This is a genomic window from Fodinibius roseus (assembly GCF_900129315.1).
GTDB lineage: Bacteria > Bacteroidota > Rhodothermia > Balneolales > Balneolaceae > Fodinibius > Fodinibius roseus.
Genome location: NZ_FQUS01000002.1, coordinates 141768 through 155677 on the forward strand (window position 1 = coordinate 141768; position 13910 = coordinate 155677).

The following is a 13910-nucleotide window of genomic DNA, read 5'->3' on the forward strand; positions in this document are numbered from 1 at the left end:
ACCTTCAATCGCTAAGTTTTGACATATAGAGGGTTTTGAATAACCAGGGGGGTGTCCCATACCAACCCCAGGGCGATTTCAATACGGCGGTAGTGTATATAAAAACTACGGCTGAGGATTATGAAATCACGAAAATACAGATATTGGACAAAAGAACGGTTTTGCAAAGCCTGCTATTTTTGTAACTGGTCAGTAATACGGAAGCTTTCCGGTCCGAACTGGAACAATACGTCCAGCAGGCAGCACCAGGGTTCAAATCCTTCAAAATGCTGGTGATAGCGGGGATGATCAAAATCAAGATCGTTTTTCAGCCGGCCCTGGCGCTGGTAGTGACGGCTGCCGTGTTCCTGGTACAGCGCCTGCGCTCCGAGCCGCTTGGCCAGCAGGTCGGGATCAGAGCTGTATTCGTCCACGTCGCTGGCCAGTTCATAGCGAATATTAATGTCCATGAAGCGAAGCAGCCGCCGCTGGATGTAAAGTACAAAATCGATCAAAAAGGTATAGTCGGTGGACGATTGGAAATCGGCTTTAATTTCCGGTTCGTAAAAGTCGTAATAGATGCTGTTGCGGTAGTTATATTCGATGCTGCGCAGCAGAGGCGTCACCCAGTCTTCGCAGTGGTCCATGCGGACCTCCTTTATGGCTTTTTTCCGGTCTTCGGTGCGGACCGGGATGTTGATCCACTGCGTACCGTCCGGCACACGGATTTTGGCCCGGTGCACCCGGCTTTTGCGTGACCACCGTTCGACATCCTGCAGGATCAGGCGGTCGGCCCGGAGCATGACGGACAGATCATACAGGTTGGGAGCAAACTGGGGTAAAAGCAGGGCTAAATTCAATTTCTAACAGCTATTTAAAAGGTTAGCAGCCATTGCACGGTTAATCGTTCCCCGACGCTGGTATTCTGTGCCTGGAGTTTAAAATAGCAGCGCAAAGCTGTATAATGAATACAGGAAACCGCACCGGGATTTTTGGGAAGCTATGAAGAGCTTTCCCCTTCTACAAGCGACATATAATAAAATAAAAATCAGGAAGCTCCGAAAGAGATGAGCACAGTCCCTTTGCCCTTCCATCGGGCCGGATCGTTAAACAATAATCTGTTAACTTAGTGTAGGAGAAGACCATTCTACCTTCTACCTTCTACCTTCTACTATCTACCTTCTGTTATCTACTGCTAACCATCCAAAGCAGCCGGTTCCTGTACCGCACCAGCTGCTTGTTTCCATAGTTTGCAACGGTGGACAGATCCGCCGGGGGTGCGGTCACAAGCAGGGGGTGCCGGGTGGAAAAATGTTCAAAAAGAGAATCCCCGGAAGCCGTGGTAACGGTTGCCAGGGGCCGGTCAGCCGGCTCCAGGAGGCTGCCGTGCACAAAGCCCCTTCGTTTGTCCGGGAGTTCGACCTGGTACCATGCTCCGGTGGCTCCCAAAATTCGAACGGCTGCGTAACGATTCAGGCTGGTAACGGGGGGATCCTGGGTGGATGGCAGGGGACGGATATTCGCTTTTGCATTTTGAACCCGACCCCACGCCCCGAGCAGGGAGGGATCCACACTGGGATTGTCGGCAGTGGCACTGGGGGCATCGATAAAGGGGAAGGGATTCACCGCTCCATGGTCATATATGCCAAAATGGAGATGAGGAGGGGTGGTGCGGGCATTGCCGGAGTTGCCTACCAAACCAAGCGTATCGCCCACCTGAACGCGCTGTCTCTGCCCGGCTATGATGGAATCCAGGTGGGCATAGTAAAGCGACCGGCCGCTGGCGCGGAGCCACACGATATTTCCGCCGAGATTACTGGTACCGGTTCGTGACACTCGTCCCTCTGCCGCCGCAACAACAGGCGTTCCCCGGTCCGCAAAAATATCAACGCCTTCATGCCGGCGCGCTCCCCCGTCGCGGGGCGCCCCCCAGAAACTTTTGATGTCGCCCACACCCGCCCCGGCAACCGGGAAGTCCATGGATGGCTGATCGGTGAGTGAGAGGGTTAGCGATCCGCTGACCAGGAGCTCGGGCTGCATGCGCAGGAGGACCGTATGGGTGCGATCGCTTTTATAGTGGAGCAGCGAATCTTTCGCGGATGTGATGCGGGTTCGCTCTTCACCATCATCCAGGGCAAACAAATCCAGAAAAACCTGGTGCGTGGTATCCGTTCGGGACATGCGGGCATGTAGGATCCGTCCTTCTTTCATCTCTATTTTCCAGGAATAGGCGACAGGTTCGTCTTTAAAATAGGTTACGGTAGCCTTGTGTGGAATAGCGGTTTCCACCGGCCGGTAGAGCGCCGAATCACCGGCCTGAATCCATTCGCGGATCATCGGCTTATCCGCCAATTTGCTGTCCAGCAGTGCTTTTTTGTAGATCTCGCGGGGACTGTCGGGTTCAAAAGTCCGTTTAACGGTCCTGCAGCTCTGCACGAGCAAGGCTGCGCCGGCAATGAGTCCGACGATCAAAACGGTTGTCTTTTTCATTTCCAGGTTGATGTACATTCAGGATGTTTCTCATTTTTTTGGTAACCGGGATGTCCCGGCTATGACCCGTTGCAGCATGGGGTCAAGTCTAACGTAACGTTCTCACATACACAGCATTCCCCGCAATTAAGCAGTCTACGGTTATTTCACACTCTTATCGTTCTTAAGGATCCTCATCCATTGTTTTAAACAGAAAACAGGATATATTAATTGCTCTGTAATTAATGCTTTATAAGCTTTATTTTGAGCGCTACAGCTAAAGCCCAAACAAAATAAGAAAAAATTTTATGGAAGGATCCGTACGAGTACGATTTGCACCGTCGCCCACCGGCCTGTTGCATATTGGTGGACTGCGCACAGCGTTGTATAATTATTTATTCGCAAAGGGACACCGGGACGGGGTGTTTGTACTTCGCATCGAAGATACCGATCAGGCTCGCTACGTGGAAGGGGCGGAAAATGATATAGTGGAATCACTGGAATGGGCGGGGCTGAATGTTGATGAAGGTCCCGGCAAGGGCGGTGAATTTGGTCCCTACCGACAGAGCGAACGCAAGGAAAGATATGAACAATATGCCGAGCAGCTGGTGGAGCAGGGACACGCCTATTACGCCTTTGATACGCCCGTAGAGCTGGAGGACATGCGGGAACGGCTGAAAAAATCCGGCAATCCGTCCCCCAAATATGATGCGATCACGCGCATGTCGATGAAAAACAGCCTTACGCTTCCCCGGGAAGAAGTAGACCGGATACTGGAAGAGGGAGAAGAATATGTGATACGGCTGAAAGTGCCGCGGCGCGAGACCATTCGTTTTGAAGATGAAATTCGTGGCTTTGTTTCATTTGAGAGCAAGGGACTGGATGACCAGGTACTGCTGAAGTCCGACGGCATGCCCACCTATCACTTGGCCAATGTCGTGGATGATCACCTGATGGAAATTACAGATGTCATACGGGGGGAGGAGTGGCTCAGCAGCGCGCCCAAACATATCCTGATGTACGAGTATTTTGGATGGGAGCCCCCCCGGATGGCCCACCTGCCGCTGATCATGTCGCCCAGCGGGGGCAAGCTTTCCAAGCGGAAGGCGGAAAGCGAGGGCATTCCCATTAACACCCGCGATTATATCGAACAGGAGTTCGAGCCCGAGGCGTTGGTAAACTTCCTGGCGTATCTGGGATGGAGTCCGGGGGATGATTCGGAGCTGCATACGATGGATGAGCTGATTGAGCTGTTTGCCCTGGACCGCGTGAGCAAGGGCGGTGCGGTGTTTGACTACAAAAAGCTGATCTGGTATAATGAGCATTATTTGAGGGAGAAACCGGCAGAGCAGCTGTATCCCCGCGTCAAAGCTATCGCCGAAGAGCATGGCCTTTCCCCCGACGAGGCCTATTTGAAAGAGATTATCCCGCTGATGAAAGATCGGGTGAGCAAGATCGAGGATTTTGTAACAATGGGGCGCTTTTTCTTTGAAGATCCCGAAGAATACGAGGAGCAAGCGCTGAAAAAATGGAAAGACAACAGCGCAGAGCTACTCGGGGCCTATGTCGGGAAGCTCAAGGAAATGGATGAAGAGGAGTTCGAGGCCGGCAAGCTGAAAGATAAAATCAAGGAAGTGATCGGCGAGTATGATGTCGGATTCGGACCCCTGATGATGCCGCTGCGCGTAGCCGTATCGGGGATGGGTTACGGGCCGGACCTGACCCCGACCATCGAGTTGCTGGGCAAAGAGACCACCATCCGCCGTATTGAGACGGCCATCAAGCGGCTGGGATAGCGGTAACGAAGTCACTGTACGGCGGACACTGAACATCGGACCGTTTTTTCAGGTAGAGGGAGCATGTCGCCGTGCTATATTGAACTTCGCCCTGCATGGGACCCGATTTTTTGGTCAGTAGCATGGGTTAAATCATTAAATAAAACAGAGTTGGATGAAGCGAAAAGCACTTTTTTTTGCAGCGGCCGGCCTTTTTATCTGGTTGACATACGCTGTTACAGGATATGCGGAGCCGGCATTCTCCACGGCAATCCAGCAATCCGCAAGTGAAAGCGGTGTTGCCGGTTCCTGGCTCAGCATCCTCCCGCCCCTGGTTGCTATCGGAATAGCTCTCGTGTTTCGCCAGGTGCTTTTCGCCCTCTTCCTGGGGATCTGGTGCGGGGCTTTTCTGGCCGGGGACCTTTCGATCCCGGGGGCATTCACCAGCTTCTTTACGGCACTCAGCGGCTATATCGTACCGGCTACGGCCGATGCCAGTCACATGAGCATCATTATCTTTACCTTGCTCATCGGGGGAATGGTCGGCATCATTACCGATAACGGGGGGACGCGGGGCATTATCAGGAAAATCACGAAGTTTGTGCGCACCAAAGTACACGGGCAGCTTGTGACCGCCCTGATGGGATTTGTCGTCTTTTTTGATGATTATGCGAATACCATGGTCGTGGGCAATACCATGCGTCCCCTGACCGACAGGCTGCGCATTTCGCGTGCCAAGCTGGCTTACCTGGTGGATGCTACCGCGGCCCCCGTCGCAACCATCGCTCTTGTCAGTACCTGGATCGGCGCCATGGTGGGGTTTATCGCCGATGCCGAGGAAAAGATGCCCAATTTCAACGAATCGGCCTATGCCGTTTTTATCAGTTCCCTGCCCTATAACTTCTATGCTTTTTTTACAATCTGTTTTGTATTGGTGATTGCCGGATCGGGCCGTGATTTTGCTTCCATGCTGAAAGCCCGCATCACTCTGTATAAAGCCAAGCACAATCCCGCGCTCGATACCTATAACCTGTGGAAAGATAAGATTGCAGACGATGAAAAGAAGAAGGTGACCTCGCACTGGAGCAATGCGGCCGTGCCCATTCTGACCCTTATTTTCGGGACGGTGGGGGGACTTTTCCTGACGGGAGAGGGCAGCAGCGTCCAGTCTGTTATTGAGACGGCCGATTCCTATAAAGCGCTGCTTTGGGGATCGCTTATCTCTATTGCGGTAGCGGTGGCCATGACGCTCGGAAAAAAACTGCTGGCGGTGGATGAAATGCTGGAGGGCATGATGGAGGGGATGCATACCATGTTTGACGGTCTGCTGATCCTGGTGATGGCATGGGCGCTGAGCGCTATCACCATAGAGTTGGGCACTGCTGACTACCTGATGTCGGTATTCGGGGAGACCCTGAACCCATACTGGCTGCCTGCCCTTGTGCTGCTGCTCTCGGCCTTAACGTCGTTTGCCACGGGATCCAGCTGGGGTACGATGGGTATTCTTATGCCGCTGGTGGTGCCGCTGGCCTGGGAAATCGGCACCAGCAGCGGCCTGGCTGATGCGATGACCCACGAGATCATTTATGCAAGTGTAAGCGCCGTGTTGGGCGGTTCGGTCTGGGGAGACCACTGCTCGCCCATTTCCGACACGACTATTCTCAGCTCGATTGCCACCCAGTGCGATCATGTAGAGCATGTGAACACGCAGCTGCCCTATGCCATGATTGTAGGAACCATCAGCATTATCGCCATGGCCGGAGTGCTGGTGGCAGGGATTTCCTGGTGGATTATCTATCCCGCGGGAATAGCCATTATTGCGGCTATCATCTATAAATTCGGCAAAGTTCCCGATCCGGAAGAATACGCCCCCGAGGGAGAAGAAGCCGCGGTTACCGTACTGGATTAGTTGTTAGTAACCATACGATGTTGGAAATCATCATTGATTCCGGTCAAGTGAAAATTTAAATTTTTTTTCTTCTTTGACCTCCTGCGTGCCGGCTTTAAAGCGGCGTTCGATAAAGGTAACCTCATCCTCCCGGCTGACAAGAAGAACGGTAGAACACCGGGTGCCATAGTTGTCACTCTTGATAAAAACGGGAGAGATTTTTTTTTCGATATCTTTGGGGATGCCCGTATCGGGAAGCTGATCGTCAGGGGCTTCGACGTCGTCAGCCAGAAGGTCAAAAAGTGCCGTTTCAGAGATATCAGGCTGCTGAACAATATGTTGCAGCTGACTTTTGGCCCGTTTTACTTTGGGCCACGGGGTATCCAAAAGATGATTGCTGAGTCCGTAGATACCCGCAGAGAGCTGTTGCTTCGATTGTTGCTGGTTTGAATAGTAGAATAGATCGCCGGCGCTCCCCACCAGGAGATTGAAGCCGACGTATCGATCCGCTTTTTGATCCACATGCTCAAGATATGCTTCGGGAGGGTCGGATTGTTTTAGAAAGTCAAGCACCAGATGTCCCCGGCTGGGGGGATCTTCTTTGGATATACCGGCATCCCTGTAATTGGTAATGGCAGAAAATCTTCCGCTGCGGGTGATCCCCATCCACGTCCCCCCGGCTTTTAAGTCTTTTCCGGCCAGGATATTGCTTTTGGTATCCCAAAACCGGGCACCGCGGGTGGGTCGCCGGTAATCTTCATCCCGGTTGGCTGCTACGATTAGCTTATGGCGGGGATGCTTATGGTATGCAAAGACAATCAGGCACATATATTTTAAAAAAATTGTTTTTTTATTGCTTTATGTTTTAATCAATCATATAAAACAATATTCGATAAATATTAATTCTCAAAACATTTTCACATATTCAACGTGAGATAAATAGATAAATAAGTGTTACATAAAATCTGTACGTGAATTTTACAATTCGAGAATACGGCCTTTTGCTAACCGGACTGTTAGGTGCGGTTTGGTTCTTTGTGATATATCCCTCGCAAGATCCGCGCAGTGCGATAGATCTCGCTATGGAAAAAAATGAGATCCGCGAGAAGGCCGAACAACGACTGGAAAGCTTTGGGTATGCCGTACAACAGTTTGAGCCGGAAGTCACGTTCGGGGTAAACAGCGAGTTTTTGGATACTCTCCAGCAACAAATAGGCCGCCCCGAACTGATCAGGCAAATGAAAGCGGGAGGAATCAAAAATACTTCTCCCTTTTACTGGCAGGTTACCTTTAGTCCGACTATTGACCGGCAGGAAGCCTCCGGTTCCGGCATGTCTGAGGGGGAGGAACAGCCCGGGAGCGATGATGAGGAGATTGAAATGCGTCTTGATATGCAGGGCCGGTTTATGGAGATGTTGAATCCTCGTTCCATAGTACCCCTGCAGGTGGTAAACCGCCCGGCCCTGGCCTCTATATTTGATACGGGAGAGGGGACGGCAGAGAAACGTCTCTCAACGTTAACAGACTCTCTGTTGACCCAGCAGGTTATTATTGATGTGCACCGAAGCAGCCGAAGGATGCAGAGCCGGGAAGGCACAGCTTTATCCCGGCTGGAAAACAGTCTTAAGCAGAAACGCCCCTTTAGGCTGTTGGAAAAAGATATTTTTAAAATGGCTTCCTATTACCTGTCGCAGACAGGCTGGGAGACCTCACTCCTGCGCAGCGACACCATTCGCACGGGGCGGCTTGGCAATAGCAATATAAGTACTGCCACCGTCCGGTATGAATGGACGAATCCTGTTTTTGGCAAGCAACAGAAGATCGATGTTCGTCTTATGGCGACCGGGGGACTGATCGATGTCAGTTCCGCATACAGCCTCGGCAGCAGGGAGGGCACCAGTTACCGTCAAATATGGCCGGTCTTGCGTAATGCACTGATCTTCCTGTTTTGCCTGGCCGGGATCATCATTTTCTTTTTCCGAATTCGTGCCCGTGCCATTGATACCAAACCGGCTTTGATTGTAGCTATTCTGGGCGGGAGTGCGGCAGCCGTAGCTATGCTTTTGTCCATTCTTCCTCAAGTCAATTTAATTACGGATCCCGACGGGTGGACCACCAGTATTATGATTCTGATAGGGGTGGGAATATCGGGAGCAGCTGCCTCCCTGGCTTTCTTTGTCTTTTCAGCCATCGGTGATTCCATCACCCGCCAGCACTGGCCCGAGAAACTCAATCTGTACGATTACTTGCGGCAGGGGATGATCTTTAACAAGCCTATTGGCTATATGATGATACGATCGATAATTCTCGCCTTTATATTGGCAGGCGTATTGTCATTTATGCTATGGCTTATTCCTCATTTATATATCGACATATCCCAGGTTTTTCTACATGAACAGGCTTTATGGCCTCCCTTCTACCTTATGTTATACAACGGCTGGGCGGCGCTGAGTATCGTTTTGGGTATTTTTTTAGTATTGGGGGGACAAGCGTACGCGCAGACGAAGAACAAGGTTATTTCCTCGGCCATCATGGTATTTGCATGCACGATCATAGCCCCGATTGTGGGCAGCTACGGTCCCGTGGCCCAGGAGGTACTGATAGCTGTGGTTATCGGGATGACCCTGGTCTTTATCTATCTCCGGTGGGATGCTGTTACATTGCTGGTAAGCTATTTTCTTTTCCTCGGGCTCATTCGCACCAGTACCGGCTGGATCGTGGAGGGGACCATGGACGGGTACATCTTCGCCTTTTTCATGGTGGTGATGGGATTACTCTTCCTGTTCGGGATATGGGCATCCCAGCGGGGCAAAGAGGCCCAGGCACTCTCCGGCTTCATACCTGATTATGTAGAAGAGCTGGCCCAGGAAGAACGTATCAGGCAGGAGCTGCAGATTGCCCGTGAAGTCCAGGAATCCTTTTTGCCGGTTAAAACACCGGAATTTGAGCATCTTGAACTGGCAGCTTTGTGTAAACCTGCCTATGAGACCGGCGGCGATTATTATGATGTTATCAGGCTGGATGATAACCGGATAGCGGTGACCATCGGTGACGTCAGTGGAAAGGGCATCCAGGCTGCTTTTTATATGACGTTCGTCAAAGGAATATTGCACAGTTTGTGCCGCGAAATAGAATCTCCGGCAGAGCTCCTCAAGAAAACGAACCGAATCTTTTGTGAGAATGCGAACCGCGGCGTTTTTATCTCCCTGGTGTACGGAATCATCGATCTGGATAAGCAGGAGTTTTATTTTGCACGGGCGGGACATAATCCCATCCTTCATGTCGATACACGGACGGGAAAAGTTAACGAGCTCCGCCCATCGGGTCTGGGGATCGGGCTTGCTACGGGGAGTCCTTTCGACGATAGTATCGAGGAGATAACATTGAAGCTCAGCAGTGATGATCTGCTTATTCTTTATACGGATGGCATTGTGGAGGCGCTGAACGAAAACCATACGTTTTATGGCAGCCATCGCTTTAATAACTTACTGGCCCGGCAGGAGAATGTCTCGGCAGCTGATATTTTAGATACCGTGGCAAAGGATGTAAATTCATACATCGGTCACGCCAAACAGCACGATGATATGACCATGGTTGTCATGAAAATGAAAAAGTAACCATAGCGATATAACCTTTTTCACGGTTTTCGCAGACCAGGAAGGTGCTATTATCCGGATGAAGCCCGGCCCGTGCGGGAAAGGAACGGTACGTATCCTATCCTTCGGTGAATAGTGGGCGCCCGGGGGAATGGGAACAGAATTATCCTTATTTTAGCTGTAATCTGTTGTTGAGATTAATATATTGGCAGAGATGTAAAATTAGTGACTATCGACCCCTGTTATGGTATTGAGTCAAGCTATTGAAGATTACCTGAAAACCATTTATACGCTGCAATCCGAGGGAAATCGTGCCTCAACGACCCAAATTGCAAAATCCCTGGAGGTCTCCTCGGCTTCGGCTACGAATATGATCAAGCGCCTGGCCAAAATGGGCCTGGTGGATTACCAGTCCTATAAAGGATCGGTGCTTACAAGTTCGGGTAAAAAGATTGCCCTTGAAATTATTCGCCATCACCGCCTGCTGGAGCTTTACCTGCTGGAAGTGATGGGGTACTCATGGGATGAAGTGCACGATGAGGCGGAGAAACTGGAGCATCACATTTCCGAGCAGTTTGAAGACAAAATTGCCAACCTGCTGGATGATCCGACGCATGATCCGCACGGCGATCCGATTCCCACGAAAGAGGGACTGATGCCCGAGATGGATGCTCGTCCCCTTGTCGAGGCAGAAGCCGATCAACACTATCTCGTGAGCAGGGTAAAAGACCAGGACCCGGAAGTACTGCGCTACCTCGAGAAAATCGGCTTGCTGCCGGGGGTAAAGATCAGCGTAAAAGAAAAAGCACCGTTCAAAGGACCCATTACCCTCCGGGTAGAACATGAGGAACAGGTCATCGGAAATGAAGTGGCCCGCAATATTTTTATCGCGGAGATGTAGAAGCCGGGCTGATTTAACAAAAACGATTTTTCAGTTCCTGTAAATTCTCCGGTCAGATCGACCGCCAAAATCACGCAAAGAAGATGCACCGTTCATTACGCAGAGATTCCTGTGGTTCTGTATAGCGCTGATAGAAAATCGTTCTCAGGCCGGATAGAAATGATTTCATTTACGCTTTTGTGGAGCAATCGGGGCTAAAAACCGCTCTCTTTTTGAAAGGTCTCAAACGACTGGCGGTGGTAGGCCCCGGTTGCGATATACGCCAGCAGGGGTTCCAGTGATTTTGCATCCAGGAAGCCCGTTACATGGAGGAGGTACTTACCCCGGGCATTCAGGAATACGATGGACGGTACTTGCCGGGCCCCGAGCTTTTGAGCGAGCCTCAGCGAGCTGAGCTTTTGTCCCCGGTAGTGATGAACCGCTTCCCTGTCGTCACGATTGACGCGTGTTAGAACAAACTGGCCGGACCACTCAGGGGCCAGTGCGGGATATACTTCTTTTTTCAATTTGCGGCACCAGCCGCACCAGGGCGCCCAGATATCCACAAGCACGGGACGGTTGCTGCTGTCTGCCGTGGCAAGCGCTTTTTCAAAGGGAAGCCATTGGAGTTCCTGGGAATGGGCCGGACGGAGGCCGACCAAAAGCAGAGATATAGATAGGTATACCGCAAGCAGGATAATCCCGTACGCACTGCGTATTCCTGTAGCTGTATGCTGCATGATCGGTTGTTCGGTTGACGGTACTGTCATTGCATCGTACTTCGGCAGCCTTCACTGCTGCACGGGTTAAAGTTTTCTGGCTAACCGTAGGTTCACCGGGGTTATCGAAGATTAAGCCGAGCCCCGAGCGCCAGGGTTCGCCCCACAATAGGTCCCCAGGTGTAAATCGTATCAAAATCAGGACTGAAGGGCGTTGCTGCATCCACCAGCGGACTGCCCTGGGTATAGTCGAAAAGGTTTTCTACCGAAAAATAGGCCTCCAGTCCCACCCCGCGCGTGCTGTTTACGTCCGTAAACTCTTTTGTGAGTTTGAGATTGTGGGTCGCATAAGTGGGGGACCACCGGTCACGCTCGAAATCCTCCACATAATTGTCCGGCATTCGCTTGGGGCCCAACAGGTTTGCCGTGTAATCGAGGGATAATCCCCACTGGAACCGGTAGGTCACCCCCAGGTTCCCCATATAACCCGGGGCATAGGTAAGCGCCTTGCGCTCATTGTTCTCGCTGGTAAATACATCCATCAGCGTGAAACCGGCATTATAGTTGAGCGGGATTGAGGTAAAATTTTGTTCGATGCTAATCGAGGCTCCCTGCGTTACAGAATGACCATCGAGGTTCTCATAGACGATTAAATTGGGATCCTGGTCGTAGTCGGGAATAATCTTATTAGAGAAGCGGGTATAAAATCCGTCCATGCCTATGGTCATGGGATTGCTGCCGAAGTAGATAATATGCTCCACGCTGGCGGTAATGCTCCGCGAGCGCTCCGGTTCGAGGTCCTCCGTAAAGACCACCTCGCGCGAACCGGTAAGGGCCGCATGATCTTCGGTAAAGACATTCACAACCCGGAAGCCGGTTCCGCCGCTTACCCGCACTGTGGTCCGTTCAGAGGGACGGTATTTCGCCGACAGCCGCGGGGAGGTGACGAGACCGTGTTCGGTATGGTGGTCTAATCGCAGTCCGCCCAACAGCGTTACAACTCCCATCGAAAGTTCACTCTGGGCAAATACGCCGGGAATAAAACGCCGGTCTGTCCCCTCTGAGGTCGCGGGCGTATTGTCATTGTAGATTTGATAACGAACGGTAGTTCCCGCCAGCAGCTTCCATGTACCGGTAAGTTGCCGGTCCCATGTAGCTTGTCCATATACAATACCCTGCCGGGCATCGTAGTGTTCGGTTCCGTAGTAGCTGTCCTGATCGTGGTAGGTGAGGGCCCCGCTGATACGAAGCTGCTGGTTCAAGCCCCGGGGACGGTATTCAGTCAGGAGTTCTACGCGGCGCGTATAAATCGACTCACCGTAAATTTCGCCGGATCCCCGCAGGTCCCCGGAGTATGCCTGTACCCCGCCCGTACGCTCTTCATCATACAGTTTAGTCGCTATGCTCCATATCTGTTCGCCTTTTTTTCCGGTTACAACTCCTTTCCCGAAGAGCGCCACACGTGAGCGTTTGGGCACGTCATTAAAGCCGTCGTTATTTTTATCGAAGTAGTGCTGCATGCGGAGTATATCCCCGCTGACAAACCCCCTGAATCGTTCCGATTGCGGAGAGGCGGCCAGGTTAAGATTTCCCTCTCTGGTACTTTTTCCATACATATCTGCCGTAAAAGAGGGGGTGTTGGCGGGATTTTTGGTAATAATATTGACCACTCCGCCGAGCGCCTGGGTGCCATACAGCGTAGACTGGGGACCTTTGATGACTTCCACCCGGTCGATAACAGAGGGACTGATGCCGTTGAGGCCATAGACCGAGGCGAGGGCTCCCATGAGGGGCATGCCATCGATGAGGACCGCTGTATTTGGACCTTCCACCCCGTTGATCCGGATGGCGTTCGTACCGCAGACACCGCAATTCAACTGGGTCGAAAGTCCGTTTACGCTTCCAATGAGATCCATGATATTGGAGCTTGTTTTACCCTGCTGCAGCCGCCGGGCATTGATGACCGAAACCTTGACCGGCGATTCCTTGACATAAGTCTCCCGCATCGTCCCCGTAACGACCACCTGGTCCAGTTCCTCCACCTTTCGTTTCAGGCGGATCGCGAGTGTCTGTTGGGTATCTTTTGTAACCGTTATTTTTTTTTGATGCCGGGCAAATCCCACGGCTGAGACTACCAGCCGATATGCTCCCGGTTCGATATTTGTGAGCAAAAACCGGCCGTTTGCATCCGTGGAGGTTCCTTTCTGCGTTTCGACAAGGGTTACGTTGGCACCGGCTACAGCTTCGCCTTCACTGCTGACGGTTCCCCGGATCGTCCCGTTCTGAGCCTGAGCGCTGCTTGTGAACAATAGAAAAAACAATAAACCTAAAAGCCGCAACATGGTATTACCTCGGTTAATTAAATTCTTAGCATAACCTAATTTTAATATAAGGGTTACAAGTTATTTAGCCAAGGCTAAATATTAAGTTATTCAATACTGTGAATGAGATGATGGGCCGGGAATTCCCGTATTGTTGCTTTTTAACACGGATAAGCTGAAAGGAAACAGGGGCAAGGCACGGGTCACACGAGATGTGATTATGCTTAACTTCTCTCATATTTCTTTATATCTCCCTGCGGCCTGTCCGGGTAGTCAATGTGTG

At 51.4% G+C, this 13910-nt stretch carries 9 protein-coding genes; 4 read left to right on the top strand and 5 right to left on the bottom strand.

The genetic code is table 11. From position 1 onward, the window contains the following. Positions 1-173 precede the first annotated feature (173 nt). A complete protein-coding gene (locus tag BUB16_RS02530; RefSeq protein WP_073059254.1) occupies positions 174-839 on the bottom strand; it encodes a WbqC family protein in 666 nt (221 codons plus the stop codon). A gap of 325 nt (positions 840-1164) precedes the next feature. Further along, positions 1165-2469 carry a M23 family metallopeptidase gene (locus BUB16_RS02535; protein WP_170864255.1) on the bottom strand — a complete coding sequence of 435 codons (1305 nt, stop codon included), beginning with the start codon at positions 2467-2469 and terminating at the stop codon, positions 1165-1167. Between the two features lie 287 nt (positions 2470-2756). Between BUB16_RS02535 and gltX the strand changes: the two genes are divergently transcribed. Then, a complete protein-coding gene (gltX, locus tag BUB16_RS02540) occupies positions 2757-4244 on the top strand; it encodes a glutamate--tRNA ligase (protein ID WP_073059256.1) in 1488 nt (495 codons plus the stop codon). Positions 4245-4398: 154 nt separating this feature from the next. Further along, the gene (locus BUB16_RS02545) at positions 4399-6132 is read left to right on the top strand and encodes a Na+/H+ antiporter NhaC family protein (protein WP_073059257.1); all 1734 of its coding nucleotides are present in this window, start codon (positions 4399-4401) and stop codon (positions 6130-6132) included. Between the two features lie 30 nt (positions 6133-6162). On the opposite strand, the gene BUB16_RS02550 is transcribed toward BUB16_RS02545, so the two are convergent. Next, the gene (locus tag BUB16_RS02550; protein WP_073059258.1) at positions 6163-6939 is read right to left on the bottom strand and encodes an NRDE family protein; all 777 of its coding nucleotides are present in this window, start codon (positions 6937-6939) and stop codon (positions 6163-6165) included. A gap of 254 nt (positions 6940-7193) precedes the next feature. Between BUB16_RS02550 and BUB16_RS02555 the strand changes: the two genes are divergently transcribed. Continuing rightward, positions 7194-9728 (top strand): PP2C family protein-serine/threonine phosphatase, encoded by a 2535-nt coding sequence (locus BUB16_RS02555; protein WP_170864256.1) that lies wholly within the window; start codon positions 7194-7196, stop codon positions 9726-9728. Between the two features lie 223 nt (positions 9729-9951). Beyond that, positions 9952-10608 (top strand): metal-dependent transcriptional regulator, encoded by a 657-nt coding sequence (locus BUB16_RS02560; RefSeq protein ID WP_073059260.1) that lies wholly within the window; start codon positions 9952-9954, stop codon positions 10606-10608. A 194-nt stretch (positions 10609-10802) separates the two neighbouring features. On the opposite strand, the gene BUB16_RS02565 is transcribed toward BUB16_RS02560, so the two are convergent. Both BUB16_RS02565 and BUB16_RS22010 read right to left on the bottom strand, forming a co-directional pair. Beyond that, positions 10803-11357: a thioredoxin family protein gene (locus tag BUB16_RS02565; protein ID WP_084087979.1), complete on the bottom strand. Its 555-nt coding sequence runs from the start codon at positions 11355-11357 to the stop codon at positions 10803-10805. A 71-nt stretch (positions 11358-11428) separates the two neighbouring features. Next, positions 11429-13648, bottom strand: coding sequence for a TonB-dependent receptor (locus BUB16_RS22010; protein WP_073059262.1), 2220 nt, complete (start codon positions 13646-13648; stop codon positions 11429-11431). Positions 13649-13910 lie beyond the last annotated feature (262 nt).